This window comes from Paenibacillus anaericanus, from assembly GCF_003994475.1.
Lineage (GTDB): Bacteria > Bacillota > Bacilli > Paenibacillales > Paenibacillaceae > Fontibacillus > Fontibacillus anaericanus.
In genome coordinates this window covers 13,419-35,442 of sequence record NZ_RZNY01000034.1, presented here as the reverse complement: position 1 = coordinate 35,442, position 22,024 = coordinate 13,419, and the positions used below count along the sequence as shown (strand labels likewise).

The window sequence follows — 22,024 nt, the reverse complement described above, 5'->3', positions numbered from 1 at the left end:
ATTATGTGTTTAAAATTTGTCGTCCGCCTACCATGGTGGGACCGGAGGGAAATGACGATGCCTCAATATATTCCCATCATGCTGAATTGCGAAGGTTGGCGTATTGTTATTGTGGGGGGCGGCAGGGTAGCTGAACGCAAGGTATCTTCATTACTTGAGGGGAAAGCCGAAATTGTTGTGATTAGCTACAAGTTGACACCGTGGTTAAAGTCCCGTCATACCGAAGGGGTGATCTCGTGGTTTGAGCGTGGTTACATCGAGGGCGACCTGGAAGGAGCGAGACTGGTTTTTGCTACTACGGATCAGGTTGCAGTTAACGAGGCTGTCATAATGGAGGCAACAGCGCTCCGTATACCAGTTAACCATGCCGGAGATGGTGAACGAGGTTCTTTCATTACCCCTAGTATGATACGACGTGGGAAATTAATTATTGCTGTATCTACTTCTGGGGCGGGACCGAGGATAGCACGAAGTCTCTGCCACGAAATTGATAAACAATATGGTGATGAATATGAGACATATATAGATTTTATTAGCAATGTAAGAGCGTTTATTAAAGAGCTAGTACCTGATGGTTCACAGCGACAATCGCTGTTCAAATTGCTGGCGGAGATGGACATTTTGACAGAAATCCGGGAGGGTAATTTTCTTCCTTGGAGCGAAGAAGAAATCACTTCGTGGATTTCAGAGTATCGGGAGGTATAAATGATGATGAAACGTACGATTGTGGTGGGTACTAGACAGAGCCAGCTGGCTTTAACGCAAACGGGGCAGGTAATTGATGCATTGAAGCTCCTTTGTGAGGAGCATTCTCTACCGTTCGATTTTGAAGTCCGTAAGATCATTACAAAGGGTGACCGGATTTTGGATGTGACATTGTCCAAAGTAGGAGGGAAAGGGCTGTTCGTAAAGGAAATTGAACAAGCCATGCTAGACGGTGAGATTGATTTGGCTGTGCATAGCATGAAGGATATGCCCTCGGAACTTCAGGAAGGTCTAGTAAATGGGGCAACCCCTGTAAGGGTAGATCCTAGGGATGCTTTGATTTCAAGCCGGGGATATAGTCTGGAGAGCCTCCCACAAGGAGCTAAGGTTGGTACGAGCAGCCTGCGTCGTTGTAGTCAACTCTTGGCATTTCGTCCGGATTTGAACATTGAGCCGATCCGTGGAAATATCGATTCTCGGCTACGTAAGTTGGATGAAGAAGGATTTGATGCCATCATTCTTGCTGCTGCTGGATTATATCGGATGGGCTGGGGAGATAAGATTACCTCTTTCCTGCCGGTGGATGTTTGTCTTCCAGCCGTGGGTCAAGGGGCCCTTGGAATTGAGTGTCGTGAGGTGGATACGGATATACATCACCTTCTGTCGTTGTATAACGATAAGGAAACAGAGTTAACTGTGAAGGCAGAACGTAAGTTTCTTAGTGTGCTGAATGGGGGCTGCCAAGTTCCAATTGGGGCATATGCAACTTTGATTCATGATGCAGGGGGAGCGAGTTCTGATGTGGAAGGGGATTCCCCGCGCATTATGCTAACGGGAATGGTTGGCTACCCAGATGGGCGAACCATTATTAAGGAGACCCTTATGGGAAAGGATCCTATTCGTTTGGGTGAAGAAGTAGCCTGGAGACTTATTTCCAGAGGGGCAGACGAAATATTGGCGGAAGTCAGGGAGTGACGTTATGACGGGGAAGGTTTACCTAGTAGGTGCGGGGCCTGGCGATGCCAGGTTGATTACTCTTAAAGGGATGGACTGTATTGAAAAAGGCGATGTGATTGTCTACGATCGACTGGCTAATCCTAGCCTTTTGAAGAGAATGAAACACGGAGCAGAGAAAGTATATGTCGGAAAGAGACCTGACCGACACACCATGAAGCAAGAAGAGATAAATCAGCTTCTGGTTGATTTGGCTCTGACGGGTAAAACCGTCGTTCGTTTAAAGGGTGGGGATCCAACAATTTTCGGACGGGTTGGAGAAGAGGCCGAACTATTGCGGAAACACGGGATACCTTATGAAATTGTTCCAGGCATAACAGCGGCTATTTCAGTGCCAGCCTATGCGGGGATTCCGGTCACGCATCGCGATATTGCCTCTTCCCTGTCCATTATTACCGGGCATGAAAGCCCAGAGAAGTTGGACCAGTCTATAAACTGGGAGAAGGTAACAAATGCTACGGGTACGTTAGTATTCATGATGGGTGTCGCTAAAATTGGATACATAAGCAAACAACTAATTACCTATGGCAAATCACCGGATACTCCCGTGGCACTTGTACGTTGGGGAACGCGTGCTGAGCAGGATACATTGACAGGAACACTAGCTGATATCGAAGAAAAGGTACGCGAGGCAAATTTTCAGCCACCTGCTGTCATCGTGGTCGGAGAGGTGGTTAACCAACGTGAGCAGTTGAAATGGGCGGAGTCAATGCCACTCTTTGGCAAACGGATTCTCGTAACCCGTGCCCGTTCGCAGGCAAGTGAGCTCGTTAACCGGATTGAGGATTTGGGCGGTGAGCCATATGAGTTTCCTGTCATAGAAGTCGTCATGCCTAGAAACGAAGTAGATTTATTACAAAGTCATACCGCACTGGGATGTCTTGCGGAGTATGATTGGGTATTCTTCACTAGTGTGAATGGAGTGGAGTATTTCTTTAAGCACCTGGAGAAACTGGGACAAGATATCCGTTCGTTGCATAAGGCACGTATTGCTGCTGTTGGACCAGCGACAAAGGAAGCGCTGAGGCTGCGAGGGATTGTTGCCGAAGAGTTACCGGGTAGTTATCAGGCTGAAGGTATGTTTGAAGCTTACGGTGATGAGATGGTGGCAGGACAGCAAGTGCTATTGCCGCGAGGTGATCTGGCTCGCACGTGGCTTCCTGGGGTGCTTCGTGAGAATGGACTATCTGTGACAGAAGCCGTTATGTACGAGACAGTACCAACTGGAGAAGAAGATGACGAGCTGCTCAAACTGATTGAAGAAGGCGGCATCCATGCGGTTACATTTACGAGTTCTTCAACTGTGACCAATCTAATAGGCGCCCTCAAAAGAATGGGGATTTCCGATCCCGCTCAAGCATTAAGCGGCGCTGAGATTGCTTGTATTGGTCCCTTAACTGCGAAGACTGCCGAGGAGGCTGGTCTGAACGTTACCTTATTGGCTGAAGAGGCAACGATTGATAGCCTTGTTGAGGCGTTATGCCAATGGAAGGCGAGGACTTCCAAGGTGTAAGTAGCCGAAGGGTAAAAGTTGTGTATAGACGGCTATGGCCCGCTACGATACGGATTATTCTTACGATAGCTGTTGCCTTCAGATTTCTTTTATAAGTAGGACTATAGATTGTAATTAGGCTGTGATAGCGAAATGTTCTTACGATCACTGTTGTCCCCGAATTTCTTGATTGAACTATTGTACAAGGGTGAAATTCGGGGACAAAGGTGAACGCTTCGCTTCTTCAGAATCATTTCGCTTTCTCCGCTGGATTACTATCTTTAAATCAACTTAGAAATCCGATGGCAAAGGCGAACGCTGCCGCTTCTTCAGAACAATTCCGTCCTCTTCGCTACGTACTGTGCAACCAGCTACTTGCACCATGTAAGTAAAAAAGAGTGATAAGTAGACTTTATTTCGGCTTCGTAGACGAAATAGCGCCCAAATTCAAAGCATTAGTACCGAAGAAACTGAAGCGAATCCTCCGAAGGAGGAAAGCGTCAGTTTTCGCTTGAGTGTTGTCTGAAGTAGAGCGTGCCCCACAGGGGAGAAAAGCGGCTCCCAGCAGGTGGTGGCTCGGATAAATCAAAAGTAGCAGAATTCTGCAACATGTTTCATGGTAACCCAGGAGCATCTAAAGTAAGACGTACCCGAAGGGGGAAAAGCGTTCTACGCACAAAAGTAAAGCGTATCCCCGAAGGGGACAGCGAGCAGGAGCGTCTCTCTACCTCCCACGTTTCCTAAGCGGGTATCCAAAGGGCAGCAGCCCTTGGGGCCCTCCCTTAAGACAAGGGAGGGTTTGGGAGGGATGGGATCAATAATAACTAAGGAGGAACAAAATATAATGACTTTTCCAATCGTAAGACATCGTCGTTTACGTCAGTCTGCGGCTATTCGTGGTATGGTTCGCGAAACAGTGCTCACTGTGGATGATTTGATACAGCCGATCTTTGTGACTTATGGAAGCGGTGTGAGGAATGAAATTTCTTCTATGCCAGGTGTGTTTCATTTTTCTCTAGATACACTTGAACAGGAAGTGAAGGAAATTGTAGATTTGGGTATACCAGCCGTATTATTATTCGGTATTCCGGAGAGTAAGGATAGCGTTGGTACCCCAGCGTTTATTGATAATGGCATTGTTCAGGAAGCTACGCGTAAGATCAAATCACTATATCCCGACTTGCTCGTTGTGGCGGATACATGTCTTTGTGAATTCACGGATCACGGGCACTGTGGTATGGTCCATACCTTTGAACGTGATGGTCATGTATGCGGAGATGTGCTAAATGATGAATCACTCGAATTGTTGGTGCGTACTGCAGTATCTCAAGCAAAGGCGGGAGCTGATATTATTGCCCCTTCTAATATGATGGACGGATTCGTGCAAGCCATTCGTTCAGGTTTGGATGAGGCAGGATTCAATTATATTCCGATTATGTCGTATTCAGTAAAGTACGCTTCGGCTTTTTACGGTCCATTCCGGGAGGCTGCTGATTCTGCTCCACAATTCGGAGACCGTAAGACATATCAAATGGATCCTGCTAATGCACGGGAAGCGCTTCGAGAAGCGGAGTCAGATGTGCTAGAAGGTGCTGATATGCTAATGGTTAAGCCGGCTTTGGCGTTCATGGACATCATACGTATGTTACGTGATCAATTCGATCTCCCTCTTGTTGCTTATAATGTTAGTGGCGAATATTCCATGGTAAAAGCAGCAGCTCAAAATGGTTGGATTAATGAACGGGCGATTGTGATGGAAATGCTGCTCGGGATGAAGCGCGCGGGAGCGGATATTATTATTACGTACTTTGCCAAGGATGTAGCACGCTGGTTACGTAGCGATAGATAACATGCAGTAATGTAGCATATTAATTAGGATGGGGAGTGGATCTGAAGTGAGTGAAACAATTGGAAGACAGGGTGAAGAACTTTCACGGGTAGCCTTTGAAGAAGCCCAAAACTATTTACCTGGGGGAGTTAACAGTCCGGTTAGGGCTTTTAAATCCGTTGGGTTAACACCGATTTATGCGGATCATGGTATAGGTTCACGAATTTATGATATTGATGGTAATCAATATATCGACTATGTGGGATCGTGGGGCCCACTTATTATGGGACATGCCCATCCGGAGGTAGTCAAAGCATTACAGGAGACAGCGATGAAAGGGACAAGCTTCGGTCTGCCAACGCTGCTGGAGACGAAGATGGCCAAACTTGTGGCAGAGAGAGTGCCATCCATCGACATTGTACGAATGGTGAATTCCGGGACAGAGGCGACGATGAGTGCGATTCGGCTTGCTAGAGGATATACCGGACGCAATAAAATCATGAAATTTGAAGGTTCCTATCATGGACATGCAGATAGTTTATTGATCAAAGCGGGTTCCGGCGTTGCCACGTTAGGTCTTCCAGATAGCCCAGGTGTACCTGAAGGTGTTGCTGCAAATACCATTGCGGTTCCTTACAATGATCTCGAATCTGTTCAACTAGCTTTTGAACGTTTCGGTGAAGAAATTGCAGGAATTATTGTTGAGCCTGTAGCCGGTAATATGGGCGTCGTACCACCGCTACCAGGTTTCCTTGAGGGACTTCGCCGACTGACGACAGAATACGGTAGTCTGCTTATTTTTGATGAAGTCATGACTGGATTTAGGGTACATATGAATTGTGCTCAAGGTCTATATGGTGTTACACCTGACCTGACTTGTCTTGGTAAGGTCATCGGAGGAGGACTTCCAGTGGGTGCCTACGGTGGTAAGCGTGAGATCATGCAGCAAATTGCGCCAACAGGTCCTATCTATCAGGCAGGTACGTTGAGCGGTAATCCACTGGCGATGACAGCAGGATTTACTACATTATCGTTATTGACACCCGAAGTATATGATCGACTGGAGCGCTTATCGGCGAAGCTTGCGGCTGGTATAGAAGCCAATGCTAAGGAACGTGGTATTCCGTGCAGTATTAATCGTGTTGGATCTATGGTATGTCCTTTCTTTACATCTGATAAGGTTATCAATTATGACACGGCTAAGAATAGTGATCTGGTTTCCTTCCGTAAATATTTTGCGGCGATGGTGGAAGAGGGTATCAATATAGCTCCGTCTCAGTTTGAAGGTATGTTTGTATCTGGCGTTCATACGGACGAGGATATCGATATTACGATTGAAGCCCATCGTCTTGCCCTGCAAAAATTATGAGTCCACGCATAGCAAGTCAGAAACGCGGAGAGTGGTTGGAACTAACTCCTGGTAAGTTGACTCCACCAGAGAACGGTGACCGCCTCACAGCGGCGCTTATCTGGCTAAAAGATGTGTTAGGAGCTCCACCCAAACTGTTGCAGTCTTTAGAGTCTGACGGAGGGATTAAGCTCGCAGGTGATCGACTTCGTCTGCGGCTTTTCCCACCCAAGAAATCTCAATATGAACCCTATAACCAAGATTTAACCATACTGTACGAGGATGACTTCTGTCTTGTTGTACATAAACCTGCGGGGATCAAAGTCCATCCAGATGGTATGGAGCGACAACCATCGCTAGCTAACATAGTGTCCGCTCTATACTCAGTGAGAAATGAGGTGGTTGCGCCTGCGCATATTCATCGACTAGATGAATATACCTCGGGGCCGGTCTTGTATGCTAAAAATGACTATGCCCAACTCAAGTTGGATGAAGCGATGGCACGTAAAGAAATCGGTCGGAGTTATGTCGCATTTGTCCAAGGAGTAGTTGATTCTAAGCTTCAAGTGATAGATCAACCTATTGGCAAGGATCGACATCATAATCAACGGCGGCGGATTTCTCATACGGGGAAACATGCGGTAACACGAGTCGAAGTGCTAGAGATTTATCCTTCGGCAAGTCTGGTTCGCCTAACGCTAGAGACAGGACGAACACATCAAATTCGCGTCCATATGAGTCATGTAGGACATCCATTGGTTGGAGATTCAATATACGGAGGAAGTACAGCCTTAATTCCTCATCAAGCGCTTCACGGTGAGAAACTCTCCTTCAGGCATCCAATAAGTGGAGAAATGATTGATGTGGTGGATCCGTGGCCTAGCGCTATGACCATTTTACACGAGCAATTACAGGGCTAAGAAACATAGGAGAGAGATACGTAAAAATAAGGCATGCACTCTTTTTTTAAGCATATAAATAAAACGAGCGATGATTTGGATCATGAACAGCTATGGATGAAAAATCATGTTTGGATATGCTGAAAGGAGGTAATTGCTCTTGGTTGATCAATCCTACGGACTGCGATTCGATATTTATGAACGCGTTCATTTATCGGATGATGTAATTGGTATTGATGAGTTGGAGGAGATTGAACTTTACCCGAAAATTCAGGTCATTCCCGGTGAAGAGTACGCCGCGCTTCGCGGGCATTTGCTGTTGTCGGGGTTATACCGCGGGGAGGGGGAAACTCGCGAATTAGAGCACTGGATTCCAGTGGAAATCACGATTCCGCTCAGTCGAGTGAATCGGCTGGAGGATATCGCAGTAGAAATTGAGAATTTCGATGTTGATCTTCTTAGCGCCCGCAGTTTGAATATCACAGGCGTTCTATCGCTGCAAGGAATTGAGACCTCCTCTTTGGTGACGGAGAGGCGCGAGTGGGGAGGAAGGGAATTTACTGCCGAACATGATACGGTGCAGGATAACCGGAGTGGTGCGGAAATTCCGCAGTTTGGTTTGACAGAAGAGTCCTCTGAAGGCCGGGATACGGACGAGCAGGAAGACGCTGAAGAAGTTTTGTCGTGGACAGAGGATTCCTCCGAGTTGTTGTCACCGACACTATGGGCGGACAAGGAATATGGAGTTCCTGAATCAGTGGAAGTGGTAGCAGAACCGGAGTATACCCCTGAATCGAATAGTAACGTTTGGTTCAAGGAGAAAGTTTTTACTACCTCTAGAGTGAATCAAACTGCTGAAGTAGCGGAAGTTGCGCAAGCAGCGGAACAACATCAGCATGAACAGGTTTCCGATGATTTGGGACCTGAGGATGCTATTCCTGTTGATGCAGAGGTACAGTTCGAGACGACAGAAGATGTACAAGAAGAGTTGGAAGCTGTTGCATCGGTGCAAGTAGAAGAGAAGAAAGAACTAAAAATTGCAGTAGGTAGTAAAAAAGGTAGCGATGAAGAACAAGAAAATAGTTTTGGTATAACTAAACTATTGCCCTCCAAACGAATAGGTAGTGAAGTTGAAGCCTTGGTAGAAGAGGAAGAAGTATTAGCTGAATCTAGTACGGAACCTAGAGACAACGAGGAAGTATACTGGAAAAACTTGTTCATCGGAAATGTAGATGAGAAGACTCCTTTTCGCAAAGTGAAGCTCGTCATTGTTCAACGTGAAGAGACGCTCGATGATATCGCCCAACGATACCATCTTAGTAACCGGGAACTTCAACTTTATAATCGTTTGTCCGAACAGAATATATCAGAAGGTCAAGTGCTCTACATCCCATNTATATTCGACAGCGAATCTTGAATTCAGCCGGGACCTCCGGTGCTCACGTAGGTTTTGCCTACACTCCGCTCCTCTGTCCCTAGCTTTATTCAACCTTCTGAAGCGTTTTGAAAAAACGCAGCATCGTAAGCATAAGCTCTTGATGCTGAAAACCTGACTTTTTGAACACGCACTATAAGATCTCCTGCGCTACGGATGCGCAGGTTTTTTTATTTTTAAGCTCGTCAATTATACAGGAAAGTCGTTATATTGACTCTCGGACCTATCCAAGTTATGATGTTATAGATGAATTTAGGATATCTTATTAAAGACTTAGAACGGGAAGAGTAGGCAGTAAACCCTTCAGAGAGCGGAATTGTATCGCTGAAAGATTCCGTAGGATGTAGCTGATCGAAGTCGCCCGGGAGTCGCCTGTTTGAGCATTATAAGTTAGAACGGGCCGGCAAGCAGCCGTTATCTGCATTGAGTGTCACGAATCTATATCCGTTATCCCTGAGGAAGGCGGAGATTTATGCGTGAAACAAAGGTGGTACCGCGAAAGTAAAGCCTTTCGTCCTTTGAGACGAGGGCTTTTTGTGTTTTCTGCCAAAGTGAAGTAATGCAGGCACCCCATCCTCAGGATTAGCTCAATTTTGCCAAGATACGCTTAAATGTAACGGAGGTTGAATAATAATGACAGAGAAAAATGAGCAGCAAACTTCGGCTGATATGCCGACAACGTATGATCCAAAAGCAGCAGAGCAGAAATGGTACCGCTATTGGCAGGAAGGTAACTTCTTTAAAGCAGGGCAAAGACCTGATGCCAAGCCTTATACGATCGTTATCCCGCCTCCAAACGTAACGGGTATGCTCCATATCGGACATGCCATGGATTTTACGTTACAGGATATTTTAATTCGTACGAAGAGAATGCAAGGTTATGATGCTCTTTGGCTACCAGGTTCAGATCATGCTGGGATCGCCACACAGACGAAAGTGGAGCAAAAGCTGCGGGAACAGGGTCTTACGCGCTATGATCTAGGACGCGAGAAATTCTTAGAAAAAGTGTGGGAATGGAAAGATCAATATGCCGATACGATTCGTGATCAGTGGGCAAAAATGGGGCTTTCCCTTGACTATTCACGTGAACGATTCACGCTCGACGAGGGTCTATCTCAAGCGGTTCGTAAAGTATTTGTTAAGCTACATGAAAAAGGGCTGATTTACCGGGGCAAGTATATTATTAACTGGGATCCAGCAGCTCGTACGGCAATTTCTGATATTGAAGTTGAGTACAAAGAGGTTAACGGCCATCTGTACCATCTGCAATATCCACTCAAAGATGGATCCGGCTATATTACTGTTGCAACGACACGTCCTGAGACGATGCTCGGAGATACGGCTGTGGCAGTTCATCCTGAGGATGAGCGATACCGTCATTTGATTGGTAAATCATTGATTTTGCCAATTATTGAACGTGAAATTCCGATTATTGCGGATGAATATGTAGAGAAGGATTTCGGAAGTGGTGCTGTTAAGATCACTCCGGCGCATGATCCTAACGACTTTGAAGTTGGGCTACGTCATGATCTTCCGCAGATCACAGTTATGGATGAGAGCGGAACGATGAACGGGGCTGCAGGCAAATACCAAGGCTTAGATCGCAGCGAGTGTCGTACCTTGATTGTTAAGGACCTTCAAGAAATGGGAGTTCTGATCAAGATAGAAGATCATGTTCATCAAGTAGGTCATAGTGAACGCTCCGGTGCTGTCGTGGAGCCGTATTTGTCAACACAATGGTTCGTAAAGATGAAGCCATTAGCTGAAGCCGCTATTGCCGCTCAAAAGAGTGGGAAAGGCGTTAATTTCATTCCGGATCGGTTCGAAAAAATATATTTACAATGGATTGAGAATGTTCGCGACTGGTGTATTTCACGTCAATTGTGGTGGGGCCATCGGATTCCAGCTTGGTACAGTGAATCAACTGGAGAAATGGTAGTAGCTCATAGTGAGGAAGAAGCTCGCGAGAAATTAGGCAAGGATGATCTGAGACAAGATAATGATGTTTTGGATACATGGTTCAGCTCAGCATTGTGGCCCTTCTCTACACTCGGTTGGCCGGATGAGAACAGTGAAGATTTCAAACGGTTTTTCCCAACGGATGTGCTCGTTACTGGGTACGATATCATCTATTTCTGGGTAGCTCGTATGATCTTTACGGCGCTCGAGTTTACAGACGAAATTCCATTCAAAGATGTACTTATGCATGGCCTTGTTCGTGATAGCGAAGGCCGGAAGATGTCCAAATCACTCGGTAACGGTGTTGATCCGATTGAGGTTATCGACCAATATGGTGCGGATGCTATGCGTTATATGATTTCGACAGGTAGTACACCAGGTCAGGATTTGCGCTTCCGTTGGGAACGTGTAGAGCAGTCCCGTAACTTCGCCAACAAAATATGGAATGCTTCTCGTTTTGCACTCATGAATTTAGAAGGGGTAACCTACGACGATATCGATATCAGTGGTGATCTTTCTACCTCGGATCGTTGGATTTTACACCGCTTTAATGAGACGGCTCGTGAAGTAACTCGTCTAATTGATGCGTATGACTTCGGTGAAACTGGACGTGTACTTTACAACTTTATCTGGGATGATCTATGCGACTGGTACATTGAATTCGCTAAGTTGTCCTTCTACGGTGAAGATGCGGATGCTAAACGGAAGACTCAATCCGTTCTTGCGTATGTGCTTGACCGTACGTTGCGGTTGATCCACCCATTCATGCCGTTTATTTCCGAGGAAATATGGCAGCATTTGCCGCATTCTGGCGAGACGATTACGCTTGCTGAGTGGCCGCAGTATGATCCAGCACTTGAAGCGCCAGATGCTGTTCAGGAGATGAACCTTCTGATCGACATAATTCGTTCTGTACGGAATATCCGTGCTGAAGTGAACGTGCCTATGAGTAAGAAGATCGAGCTACTTGTGAAACCAGGATCTGAAGAACTACTGGATATCCTTGTCCGTAACGGTCATTATATCCGTCGTTTCTGTAATACTTCAGAATATGAAGCATCGCTAACTACCGTAGTTCCTGATAAAGCAATGACAGCAATAGTAACAGGTGCGGAGTTGTATTTGCCGCTAGCTGGTCTGCTCGATATTAGCCAGGAAATCGCACGTTTGGAGAAAGAGCTTGAGAACTTGAATAAAGAAGTTGAACGTGTCGAGAAGAAACTTGCCAATCAAGGTTTTGTTGCCAAAGCGCCTGCGAAAGTGATTGAGGAAGAAACCGCAAAAATGGCGGATTATTCTGATAAGCGCGATAAAGTACTCGCCCGTATTGAGGAATTGAGAGGGTAATCTTTCCGCATTTCAAATATTAATTGAAGGTGAATTACATGGGGGAAAGTACAGACAAAGAAATGGATTCAGAGTTGAAGGATTATAAAGAAGCGGTAGAGTGGATTAATGGGCTGATTCCTTTTGGAATCCGCCCAGGATTGGAACGAATAGAACTTCTGCTGGAACGTTTAGGAAATCCTCATCGGAGACTTAAATTTATTCATGTTGCCGGAACGAATGGTAAGGGCTCTTCCTGTGCCTTTTTAAGTAGAACGCTTCTGGAATGTGGTTACAGCGTAGGGACGTTCACCTCTCCTTATATCACAAAATTTACGAACCGCTTCCAATATAATCTGGAGGATATCCCTGAGGCGACGTTGCATGAGTTAACTAATCGGATCGTTCCTTTCGTGAAGGAAATCGCTGATAGTGAGCTTGGTTCTCCCACGATGTTTGAGGTAAGTACTGCTATCGCTATTTTATATTTCGCGGAGGTTTGTTACCCCGATGTTGTGGTATGGGAGACTGGCCTCGGGGGAAGAATGGATGTAACTAATATTGTGACACCTATCATTTCTTTGATCACGAATATTGGAACTGATCATACGGATGTACTAGGTGACACAATTGAACTGATCGCTAAGGAGAAAGCTGGGATCATCAAACCTGGTGTTCCGGTAATCAGTTGTGTGGGGCAGCCCGAAGCCATTACTGTGCTAAAGGAGACTGCGGCTAAGCATACCTCGACCTTATATTTACTTGGAGAACAGTTTCATTTTGATCGTAAGCAACTAGGTGAGACTCTGCAAAAAATTTCATTTCATGGACCATTTCGTGACCTTGATATCGATATTGCGATGCTGGGTGAGCATCAATGTAAGAACGCCGCTGGTGTTATGATGGTACTAGAAGTACTTAGGCAGTACATGGCCTTTAACCTGGATGATAAGGAAATGCTGCATGGTTTTCAGAGTACTTTTTGGGCTGGTCGCCTAGAGCTGGTATCGGAACAGCCGCGTATCTTGCTCGATGGGGCTCATAATCCAGAAGGAGCGGAATCGCTTTCCAGAAGCATTCCAGAGATTTATCGATACAGTAAGTTGAATTTGATGATGGGAATGCTCGCTAATAAGCATCATCGCGCCTACTTGAAGCATATATTACCAATAGTGGATACACTTATTCTGACCGAGCCTGATTTTCGTAGGAAAATGGATGCACAGGCGTTATTTGATCTCGTAGTTGAACTACGAGATTCTTATGGTAAGACTAATTTAGAGATCATCGTGGAACGTGACTGGAGAAAGGCCCTTTCGCTGCTGGAGTCACGGACGGAACGGGAAGATCTTGGGGTAGTGACGGGCACGTTGTATATGATTTCGGACGTGCGAGCAACCCTTTTGCATCAAACCGATTCTGAAAAAGGCTGGTGACTATATTGTTGAATAAAACGGAACAACATGTACATTTTATCGGTATTGGTGGATACGGAATGAGCGCTATCGCCCGCGTTATGCTGGAGATGGGCTATAATGTAACAGGTTCGGATGTTGCTGCTTCGGACCTAACTGTAAAGTTAGAGGCCAAAGGGGCAAAGATTTACATTGGGCATAACGCCGAGTATGTTCAAGGAGCGGAGTTAGTAGTTTACTCTACAGCACTCCCTCGTGATAATGTAGAGCGGGTTGAGGCTGAGGAACAAGGTATACCGGTATTGCATCGTTCTCAGATGTTAGCGCGACTGTTAAATGAACGCACTGGAGTCGCTGTAGCTGGGGCACATGGAAAGACAACAACTTCTTCTATGATCGCTATTGTTATGGAGAGATGTGGTATCGACCCAACCTTCATTATCGGTGGAGAAATTATGGACTTAGGAACGAATGCAAAAGCGGGACAAGGCAAATGTGTTGTGGCGGAAGCCGATGAGAGTGATGGATCATTCTTGCAATATCATCCCTCGCTGAGTGTTGTCTTGAATATCGAAGCAGATCATTTGGAGAATTATGATGGAGATTTTGGCCGTTTGAAAGAAGCCTATGTCCAATTTCTCAATCAGACCAAACCTGAAGGAAAGGCAGTCATTTGTGGCGATGATACAAATATCCAAGAATTATTACCGAAATTGAAGTGTGAAAAGCTTACATACGGTATTGATAATTCATGTGATTATTCTGCCACTAATATTGTACTCGGTGATCGCCGCGTAACTTTCACTATGTTACAAGGTGAGGTAGAGCTTGGGGAAGTGAAGCTATCTGTACCAGGGAGACATAATGTTTATAACGCAATGGCTACTATAATTGTGTGTCTCGAAGCAGGAATTCCTTTTGAGGAAATCACCGAAGCTATCGGATATTTCCACGGTGCAAAACGTAGGTTCCAAGTACTTGGGGAGCGTGACGGTATTCTGATTGTTGATGATTACGCTCATCATCCAACTGAAATCGAGGCAACTATCGCTGCTGCCAAGGCTACGGGTAAACGCATTATTGCGGTATTCCAGCCGCAGCGTTATTCGCGAACGTTCTTCCTACTTGATGCATTTAGTCGGGCATTTAGCGGTGCGGATGAAGTGATTATTACGGATATATACTCCCCCGCAGGAGAAAAACAGATCGAGGGAATTAATTCTTCCAAATTGGTAGATTTAATTAAGGAGAATAGTAATGCTGGGGCAAGATATCTCCCAACAAAGGATGATGTAATTTCAGACCTCCATAATCGGGTACAACCTGGTGATATGGTGCTGACCATGGGTGCTGGCGACATTTGGAGAGTCGGATATCAACTTGCCAAGGAGCTTTTAGATTAATTAATTTTCAAGTACAAAGAATAGCGATCCTTCCTCAATATTCATAGTTGAGGAATGGGTCGTTTTTTTGCATTGTAATAGATCTTTTCTCCACAAATGGCATATAAGTTGTCCATTGTTCATATTGTATCTCTAGAAGAATGGACAAGGAGCGTGCGGACAGTGAACAAGGCCAAGATGACATTTCGGTTTGACGGGCAAGGGCGGGAAGTGGAGCCTATGCAGCCGAATGTGAGAGATAACAAGCAGAGTGAATTTCCTGATAACGTAAAGCAATTATTTCCTTCACAGACTCCGACTACTTACCATGCCGTGGAAACGATGAATCAATGGGGAGATCCGTTCACTGATCATACGGGGACTGAGATGACCGTGTATCATCAGCGTGAGCAGAATGATAAGCTTCAGAGCGATGAGATATACGAGGAAGACCCGTTAACTAGGGAAGATTGGTATGATAACTATCAATCTGCCGAAGATGAAGAAGAGATTAAGGAATACAATAGTGAAATTTATGCGGAAAACTATCATTATCGTCCTACCCGTACATCGTGGTGGAAGTTAGGTGGATCGATAACTGGGGCTATTGTGACCGGAGCGTTGTTTGGATTTGTGGTACTATCCCTATTTAATAATGATGTGAGTCTTCCATTCCCTAGTATTGGCGTACCTAGTCAAAATACAACAGGCGAAGGGGTTAGCATTCCCGTACTAGGGGAAATTGGATTAGATAAGACGGAGGAGCCGTTACCTATAAATCTGGCTTTACCTGAGCAGACCTACTATTTTCTCCAATATGGAGTATTCAGTACGGCGCAAGGCGTTCAATTAGCTCAAGAGGAATTACAAGCCTCTGGTATTGCTGCCGCAAGGGATACGGTTGATGAGAAGAGAGTCTACGCGGGAGTGTCACCTGATCGTGAACAGGCCAAGCTGTTAAGTGGAGGTCTCAAAGCTGAAGGAGTTAATCTGATATTACATGAAATCTCTTTGCCGAAAGCTGTAGAATTGCAATATAGTGGTGACGTTCAGTCATTAGAGCGTTATTTGTCGCAAAGTGTAGATTTGGTCAACTTGTTAAGTTCATCTTCCGCCTCCCTATTAGGCGAATTGACACCTAAGATTCAGAGTGTAGAAGATATTCAAGAACAGGGCGAAAAACACCAACTTTGGACGGAAAGCGCAGCCGCAATTCGGGGCAAGTTATCCCCAGGAAGCGAGCAAGAAATAAACGAGATGGAGAAGGCGATGAACAGCGCTGTAGAAGCGATGGGTGAGTACAATAAGAAACAAGCCAAAACACTACTATGGGAAGTTCAGAATCAGATCATGCGATTTATTTTGGCTGAACAAAAACTAGTTACTGCAGGGCAATAATTAAGAATACTCTTGAATTGTGGCAGGGAATTGGAAATACTTCCCCCTGCCCTTTTTGTGTTTGTATTGACGGTGAATTAACCTTATAATAATAAAGTGTCAAAAAATGGCGAGGATGACAGTCTTAAAGTATTCATTCCGCTTTTTAATTTATTCTAAATTCGTAAATGTAAAAAATGAGGAGATCCTACGTTTTGGAAACAACATCTGTTCGTTCAATTATTCTTGCCTCAACATCACCCCGCAGAGCTGAATTGTTGTCTTCTCTACAAATTCCGTTTGAAATTGTGCCAAGTCATGCCGACGAGACTATACTGGACCATTGGACGCCGGAAGAGATTGTGACGGAGCTAGCAAAACGAAAAGCAGAAGTTGTTTATGAAACACTGGAATTATCTAAACGTGATGCTGTTATTATTGGTAGTGACACGATTGTAGTTAGGAACGGTTTGATTTTGGGTAAACCGAAAGACGTTGAAGAAGCAGCTTCCATGCTTCGAATGCTACAAGGAAGTAGTCACACGGTATTAACTGGAGTGGCCTGCATTGATGGTCTTACCGGGTCATCACAGGTAGAGTACCGCTCTACAACTGTAACAATGAAGGCTCTCGCTGAGGATGAAATATTGAGTTATGCACGAACCGGAGAAGGACTTGATAAAGCGGGTGCTTATGCGATTCAAGGCCTTGGTGCTGTCATCGTTACGGGAATTGAGGGTTGTTATTTCAATGTGGTTGGATTACCATTATCGCTACTAAGTGATATGCTGGCCAATTTTGGAATCAACGTGTTGTAGAGTTAAGACCTTAAAGACAAGGAAGAGATAAAGCATATCCTTCCGCAATGGATTTTGCCATCGGAGTCGTACTAATGACTTCGCAAAAACATTCGGAAGAGAGTGATTGTGATGGAATCTTCGCAATATATGCTGCGTGATATTCCCCTTGAGGAACGCCCGAGAGAACGTATGATACAATATGGTGCAGGGGTACTGAGTAATTCAGAACTGCTCGCAATTTTATTGCGGACAGGAACGCGACATGAATCAGCCATTCACATGGCTCAACGCATACTGGTTGGGACCGGCGGTATACGTGGTTTAATCGATTTTAGCCTGGAGGAATTGACCAAGCTGAATGGAATAGGTCCAGCTAAGGCTGTACAATTGAAAGCGGGGATCGAACTTGGTCAAAGATTAGCCAAGGCTCGCCTTCCCGAGACTGGGAATATTCGCAACCCACGCAATGTCGCGGATATGGTCATGGAACAACTCCGTTATTTACAGAAAGAACATTTCGTCTGTCTATTTTTGAATACGAAAAATCATATCATTGCTCAAGAAACGCTCTCCATTGGAAGTCTGAATGCATCGATTGTTCATCCGCGTGAAGTATTTCGTGCGGCGATCAAATGCGGCAGCGCTTCTATGATTTGTATCCATAATCACCCTAGCGGAGATCCTACGCCGAGTCCGGAAGACATCTCGATGACACGGCGCCTGTGCGATGCGGGAGAAATTGTGGGTATTGATGTACTAGATCACATCATAATTGGTGACGGAGAGTTCATAAGTTTGAAGGAGCAGGGCTTGATGTAATATAATAGTTTAGATACAGAAAGAAAGGGAGATTACATCATGTTTGGTACGAAAGATTTAGGAATTGATTTGGGGACAGCGAATACGCTGGTATATACCCGTGGTAAAGGTATTATTGTGAGAGAGCCCTCGGTAGTTGCTATTAATACGGATACAAAGAGTATTGTTGCAGTGGGGGAATCTGCTAAGAAGATGATTGGAAGAACACCTGGTAATATCCGTGCGATTCGTCCAATGAAGGATGGCGTAATCGCCGATTTCGATACGACAGCTACGATGATCAAGTACTTCATTCGCCAAGCTCAGAAGCAGCGTTCGATTTTTCAACGCCATCCTAATGTTATGGTTTGTGTTCCATCAGGCATTACAGCCGTAGAACAACGCGCCGTAGAGGATGCAACGAAGCAGGCTGGTGCTCGTGAGGCCTACACGATTGAGGAGCCATTTGCAGCAGCGATTGGCGCAGATCTCCCCGTATGGGAGCCGACAGGAAGTATGGTTGTTGATATCGGTGGAGGAACGACTGAAGTTGCAGTGATCTCCCTTGGTGGTATCGTAACAAGTAAGTCTGTTCGTGTAGCTGGAGATGAAATGGATGATTCAATCATTCAATACATCAAGCGTCAATATAATCTGATGATTGGTGAAAGAACGTCAGAGCAAATGAAAATGGAAATCGGTTCTGCGCAAGCACTTGAACAGGTTGAAACGCTTGAAATTCGTGGACGCGACTTAGTAAGTGGATTGCCGAAGACGATTACCATAACATCTGATGAGATTTCGGAAGCGCTTAGTGATACGGTAGGAGCTATCATTGATGCTGTTAAAGTGACACTTGAGAAATGTCCACCTGAATTGGCAGCTGACATTATGGATCGCGGCATTGTGCTGACTGGTGGCGGGGCTCTGCTTCGTAATCTAGATAAACTACTTGCTAGTGAAACTGGAATGCCTGTTGTTGTAGCTGATAATCCGTTGGATTGTGTAGCCATTGGAACAGGACGAGCGTTGGATAATATACACTTGTTTAAATCGAAAGGTAGTTCAGCCCTTCGTTCCAGACGATAATTCACCACAGAAGAAGACACCCTTATGATAAAGCGGCGCCGTCCTAACCTGGGCGGTCATGCCGTTTTTCTCTAGTTTATTGTTATTCATTTTGTTGGGGATTAGTGGAGAAAAATTGTAAGGTTGGAGGTGCTTAAACTGTCTAAGCTACTTGGCAACAAAAGATTATTTGTTTTGTTGATCGGACTGATTCTATTTATTTCTGTTATGGGTATTACACTTGGACCGCGATCGAATTTAACCTGGCCGGAGAAATTTGTAAAAGACACGGTTGGCTTCGTGCAATACGTGTTTTACAAGCCCGCTAGTTATGTAGCGGGCTTGTTTGAAGACATTTCGAACTTGCATTCGATTCAAGAAGAGAACGAACAGTTAAAGATCTCATTGGCCCACTATGCCAGGGATAAAGCAGTATATAACTGGATTGAGCAGGAGAACATCCGACTCAAGGAAAAACTTAATTTTACAGAAGCCCAGAAGACTCAAAATGACTATAAATGGCCGATTGCACAAGTTGTAAGCATCAGCAATGATCCTATTAACCCGACGATTGTCGTGAATATCGGCCTTCGTGAAGGTGTTAAAGAGGGCATGGCGGTTCACTCTGGTGAGGGATTAGTAGGTGTTATTAGTCATGTGAGTAACTTTACCTCAACAGTTAAGCTGCTTACGTCAATGGATGCGAGGGATCCTAACTCCAATGCTATCGCCGTAACATCCCAAGGTAAAGAGAACGAGGTTTTTGGAATGATTGAGACTTATGACGCGAATAAAAATGTCTTCCTGATGACTAAAATTGAAGATCCAAAGTCGGTTTCTATAGGTGATACGATCGTTTCCTCCGGGATTGGCGGGGTATTTCCACGTGCGATGGTCATTGGTAAGGTCACGGATATCGAGGTTGGCGAATATGGTCTGACTTATACGGCATCTGTGGAGCCAGCAGCTAGTTTTATGGATTGGAAGGAACTGTTTGTGGTGTTTACACCAGAGGTTGAGGAATAATGAGGGCTGTAAGTAGACGTAAATTCATACTTATCTCCTTGTTGTTCCTACTCTTTATCATCGAGGGAACAATCATTCCATGGTTGATTCCTGGGGCATGGCAAACTCGTGTCGTTCCACATTTAACTTATATAGCGATTTTGTTTTATGCGGTGTATGATAATCGACATTCGGCGCTCATACTCGGTTTAACATTTGGACTGCTACAGGATGTCGTCTTTTATGGCGCATTGATTGGGGCCTATTCTTTTGCTATGGGGTTCTCCTGTTATATACTCGGTTTGATATTCCGTTCCCAGCGAGGACGGGCATCTATGCCGTTGATGATGATCGTTGTCATGCTCGGAAGTCTCCTGTTGGATACGATCTTATTTGGAACGTATTCTTTGTTTGAACTTACGCATCAACCCCTTACCTGGGCGCTGATGAATCATATCATTCCAACCTTGTTTGTTCATTTCGCCTTTGCTCTTATTATTTATGTGCCGCTCCGTCGGCAGTTGGAGATTATTACGAAACGTCGATCCTCTGAGGATAATGCTTAGTCACTGTAGACTTTTCCTCACAAGAAAGCAGGAAATAGGGTGTTCCTGCACGAATTGATTAAGAGGGAGGTACAGGCTATGACGGTAAAATCCAACCACGTTACGATTAAGGGCATCAAAGATGGCCTGGTTTTCTTATTAGACGACAGGTGCGAATTCACAAGTCTTTTGGATGATCTACGTTATAAATTAGAGTATAGTCATCAGAACATTCTGACCGGTCCGATCATTCATATTGACGTGAAGTTAGGTACGAGAATGGTAACGGAAGAGCAGAAAGAGATGATACTCGATATATTGAAGCAAAGAGGTAATTTGCTCGTTCGTTCCGTAGAATCTCCTGTTTTGGAAGAGGAGAAAGATGTCGAAGGGGCTTTAATGACGATGAGCGGTATTGTCCGGTCGGGTCAAGTTCTTCACCACAAGGGTAACTTGCTTTTTCTAGGGGATGTGAATCCTGGAGGGACAATTACTTGTACCGGAGATATCTTGATTCTTGGATCCTTGCGGGGAATGGCACATGCAGGGGTAGAAGGCAATGTGGACGCAATAATAGCGGCCTCTTATTTGTCGCCAACGCAACTGCGTATCGCCGAAACGATCAGCAGGCCTCCTGATGAATGGGAGAATCGTGAGACAAGCATGGAGTTTGCTAGTTTACGAGATGGAAAGATGCAGATCGACAAAATCACGAATATTACCCGGGTTCGACCGGATCTTAACGTGTTCAAAGGGGTGTAAATAATGGGAGAAGCTATCGTTGTCACATCAGGCAAAGGTGGGGTAGGTAAAACGACGACCTCGGCCAATATTGGTACAGCGCTTGCGCTGCAGGGCAAAAAGGTTTGTCTAGTAGATACGGATATTGGCCTTCGTAATTTGGACGTTGTAATGGGACTAGAGAACCGAATTGTCTATGACTTGATTGATGTAGCTGAAGGACGTTGCCGTCTAAATCAGGCTCTTGTCAAGGATAAGCGATTCGATGAACTATATATGTTACCTGCTGCACAAACGAAGGATAAAAATGCGATTTCTCCTGAACAGGTCAAAGACATCATCCTAGAACTAAAGAAAGAATATGAGTATGTCATTATTGATTGTCCAGCAGGAATTGAACAAGGTTTCAAGAATGCGATTGCTGGTGCCGATCAGGCGATTGTTGTTACAACACCAGAGCATGCCGCAGTTCGTGACGCGGATCGAGTAATTGGACTTCTCGAAAGTTCGCATATTACCTCGCCTAAGCTGGTTGTGAACCGGATTAGAGTCAATATGATGAAATCAGGCGACATGCTTGATATTGAAAGTATTCTCCAGGTACTTAATATTGACCTTATTGGAATTGTCCCAGATGATGAGCTCGTTATCAAAGCAGCTAATACTGGAGAACCAACGGTCATGAATCCTGACTCCAAAGCTGCAATTGCCTATCGGAACATCGCTCGTCGAATCCTTGGTGATACTGTACCTCTAATGCTATTGGATCAGAAGCAAGGTGCGTTTAAACGTTTCAAGAAGTTCTTTGGAATGGGTTGATTTTAGACGTCAGAATGTTGGCTATGCCTTAGATTGAATTAGAAACCAGTGCGCTAGAGCACTGGTTT

The 22,024-nt window shown here is 45.0% G+C and carries 18 protein-coding genes and 1 other annotated feature; all 18 genes read left to right on the top strand.

Features of this window, described 5'->3' with window-relative positions:
• The first annotated feature begins 57 nt into the window (after positions 1 to 57).
• The 18 genes from EJP82_RS24525 (at position 58) to minD (ending at position 21,956) form a co-directional block, all read left to right on the top strand.
• Entirely contained in the window at positions 58 to 705 is a 648-nt protein-coding gene (locus tag EJP82_RS24525) for a precorrin-2 dehydrogenase/sirohydrochlorin ferrochelatase family protein (RefSeq protein ID WP_246054416.1), read from the top strand.
• A gap of 3 nt (positions 706 to 708) precedes the next feature.
• Positions 709 to 1,680, top strand: a complete 972-nt coding sequence (gene hemC, locus EJP82_RS24520; protein ID WP_127194713.1) for a hydroxymethylbilane synthase — start codon at positions 709 to 711, stop codon at positions 1,678 to 1,680.
• Positions 1,681 to 1,684: 4 nt separating this feature from the next.
• Positions 1,685 to 3,232: a uroporphyrinogen-III C-methyltransferase gene (gene cobA, locus EJP82_RS24515; RefSeq protein WP_127194699.1), complete on the top strand. Its 1,548-nt coding sequence runs from the start codon at positions 1,685 to 1,687 to the stop codon at positions 3,230 to 3,232.
• 823 nt (positions 3,233 to 4,055) lie between these two features.
• Positions 4,056 to 5,060, top strand: coding sequence for a porphobilinogen synthase (gene hemB / locus EJP82_RS24510; protein ID WP_127194698.1), 1,005 nt, complete (start codon positions 4,056 to 4,058; stop codon positions 5,058 to 5,060).
• 46 nt (positions 5,061 to 5,106) lie between these two features.
• Entirely contained in the window at positions 5,107 to 6,408 is a 1,302-nt protein-coding gene (hemL, locus tag EJP82_RS24505; protein ID WP_246054415.1) for a glutamate-1-semialdehyde 2,1-aminomutase, read from the top strand.
• A complete protein-coding gene (locus tag EJP82_RS24500; protein WP_127194696.1) occupies positions 6,405 to 7,307 on the top strand; it encodes an RluA family pseudouridine synthase in 903 nt (300 codons plus the stop codon). Before hemL ends, EJP82_RS24500 begins: the two co-directional genes overlap by 4 nt.
• Positions 7,308 to 7,446: 139 nt before the next feature.
• Entirely contained in the window at positions 7,447 to 8,703 is a 1,257-nt protein-coding gene (locus EJP82_RS24495) for a LysM peptidoglycan-binding domain-containing protein (RefSeq protein ID WP_127194695.1), read from the top strand.
• Positions 8,704 to 8,986: 283 nt separating this feature from the next.
• Positions 8,987 to 9,243 (top strand) — a binding site (T-box leader).
• Between the two features lie 111 nt (positions 9,244 to 9,354).
• On the top strand, positions 9,355 to 12,027 hold the full coding sequence (locus EJP82_RS24490) for a valine--tRNA ligase (RefSeq protein WP_127194694.1): 2,673 nt from the start codon (positions 9,355 to 9,357) through the stop codon (positions 12,025 to 12,027).
• Positions 12,028 to 12,065: 38 nt separating this feature from the next.
• The gene (locus EJP82_RS24485; protein ID WP_127194693.1) at positions 12,066 to 13,442 is read left to right on the top strand and encodes a bifunctional folylpolyglutamate synthase/dihydrofolate synthase; all 1,377 of its coding nucleotides are present in this window, start codon (positions 12,066 to 12,068) and stop codon (positions 13,440 to 13,442) included.
• A gap of 59 nt (positions 13,443 to 13,501) precedes the next feature.
• Positions 13,502 to 14,824, top strand: coding sequence for a UDP-N-acetylmuramate--L-alanine ligase (gene murC, locus EJP82_RS24480; RefSeq protein ID WP_246054418.1), 1,323 nt, complete (start codon positions 13,502 to 13,504; stop codon positions 14,822 to 14,824).
• A 162-nt stretch (positions 14,825 to 14,986) separates the two neighbouring features.
• The gene (locus EJP82_RS24475; protein ID WP_246054414.1) at positions 14,987 to 16,201 is read left to right on the top strand and encodes an SPOR domain-containing protein; all 1,215 of its coding nucleotides are present in this window, start codon (positions 14,987 to 14,989) and stop codon (positions 16,199 to 16,201) included.
• A 176-nt stretch (positions 16,202 to 16,377) separates the two neighbouring features.
• Positions 16,378 to 16,998 (top strand): Maf family protein, encoded by a 621-nt coding sequence (locus EJP82_RS24470; protein ID WP_127194691.1) that lies wholly within the window; start codon positions 16,378 to 16,380, stop codon positions 16,996 to 16,998.
• Between the two features lie 111 nt (positions 16,999 to 17,109).
• Positions 17,110 to 17,799 (top strand): RadC family protein, encoded by a 690-nt coding sequence (gene radC, locus EJP82_RS24465; protein ID WP_127194690.1) that lies wholly within the window; start codon positions 17,110 to 17,112, stop codon positions 17,797 to 17,799.
• A gap of 39 nt (positions 17,800 to 17,838) precedes the next feature.
• Positions 17,839 to 18,867, top strand: coding sequence for a rod shape-determining protein (locus EJP82_RS24460; RefSeq protein ID WP_127194689.1), 1,029 nt, complete (start codon positions 17,839 to 17,841; stop codon positions 18,865 to 18,867).
• A gap of 129 nt (positions 18,868 to 18,996) precedes the next feature.
• Positions 18,997 to 19,872 (top strand): rod shape-determining protein MreC, encoded by an 876-nt coding sequence (mreC, locus tag EJP82_RS24455; protein WP_127194711.1) that lies wholly within the window; start codon positions 18,997 to 18,999, stop codon positions 19,870 to 19,872.
• A complete protein-coding gene (mreD, locus tag EJP82_RS24450) occupies positions 19,872 to 20,417 on the top strand; it encodes a rod shape-determining protein MreD (protein ID WP_127194688.1) in 546 nt (181 codons plus the stop codon). Before mreC ends, mreD begins: the two co-directional genes overlap by 1 nt.
• Before the next feature lie 78 nt (positions 20,418 to 20,495).
• Positions 20,496 to 21,158, top strand: a complete 663-nt coding sequence (gene minC, locus EJP82_RS24445; RefSeq protein ID WP_127194687.1) for a septum site-determining protein MinC — start codon at positions 20,496 to 20,498, stop codon at positions 21,156 to 21,158.
• Between the two features lie 3 nt (positions 21,159 to 21,161).
• Positions 21,162 to 21,956, top strand: coding sequence for a septum site-determining protein MinD (minD, locus tag EJP82_RS24440; RefSeq protein ID WP_127194686.1), 795 nt, complete (start codon positions 21,162 to 21,164; stop codon positions 21,954 to 21,956).
• Positions 21,957 to 22,024 lie beyond the last annotated feature (68 nt).

Excerpts from the sequence above, each read along its gene's own strand:
- EJP82_RS24470 (WP_127194691.1), top strand. The coding sequence starts at position 16,378 with ATGAGGAGATCCTACGTTTTGGAAACAACATCTGTTCGTTCAATTATT.
- cobA (WP_127194699.1), top strand. The coding sequence starts at position 1,685 with ATGACGGGGAAGGTTTACCTAGTAGGTGCGGGGCCTGGCGATGCCAGG.
- EJP82_RS24525 (WP_246054416.1), top strand. The coding sequence starts at position 58 with ATGCCTCAATATATTCCCATCATGCTGAATTGCGAAGGTTGGCGTATT.
- radC (WP_127194690.1), top strand. The coding sequence starts at position 17,110 with ATGGAATCTTCGCAATATATGCTGCGTGATATTCCCCTTGAGGAACGC.
- EJP82_RS24460 (WP_127194689.1), top strand. The coding sequence starts at position 17,839 with ATGTTTGGTACGAAAGATTTAGGAATTGATTTGGGGACAGCGAATACG.
- hemC (WP_127194713.1), top strand. The coding sequence starts at position 709 with ATGATGAAACGTACGATTGTGGTGGGTACTAGACAGAGCCAGCTGGCT.
- hemB (WP_127194698.1), top strand. The coding sequence starts at position 4,056 with ATGACTTTTCCAATCGTAAGACATCGTCGTTTACGTCAGTCTGCGGCT.
- murC (WP_246054418.1), top strand. The coding sequence starts at position 13,502 with ATGAGCGCTATCGCCCGCGTTATGCTGGAGATGGGCTATAATGTAACA.
- mreD (WP_127194688.1), top strand. The coding sequence starts at position 19,872 with ATGAGGGCTGTAAGTAGACGTAAATTCATACTTATCTCCTTGTTGTTC.
- EJP82_RS24485 (WP_127194693.1), top strand. The coding sequence starts at position 12,066 with ATGGGGGAAAGTACAGACAAAGAAATGGATTCAGAGTTGAAGGATTAT.
- EJP82_RS24500 (WP_127194696.1), top strand. The coding sequence starts at position 6,405 with ATGAGTCCACGCATAGCAAGTCAGAAACGCGGAGAGTGGTTGGAACTA.
- minD (WP_127194686.1), top strand. The coding sequence starts at position 21,162 with ATGGGAGAAGCTATCGTTGTCACATCAGGCAAAGGTGGGGTAGGTAAA.
- EJP82_RS24490 (WP_127194694.1), top strand. The coding sequence starts at position 9,355 with ATGACAGAGAAAAATGAGCAGCAAACTTCGGCTGATATGCCGACAACG.
- minC (WP_127194687.1), top strand. The coding sequence starts at position 20,496 with ATGACGGTAAAATCCAACCACGTTACGATTAAGGGCATCAAAGATGGC.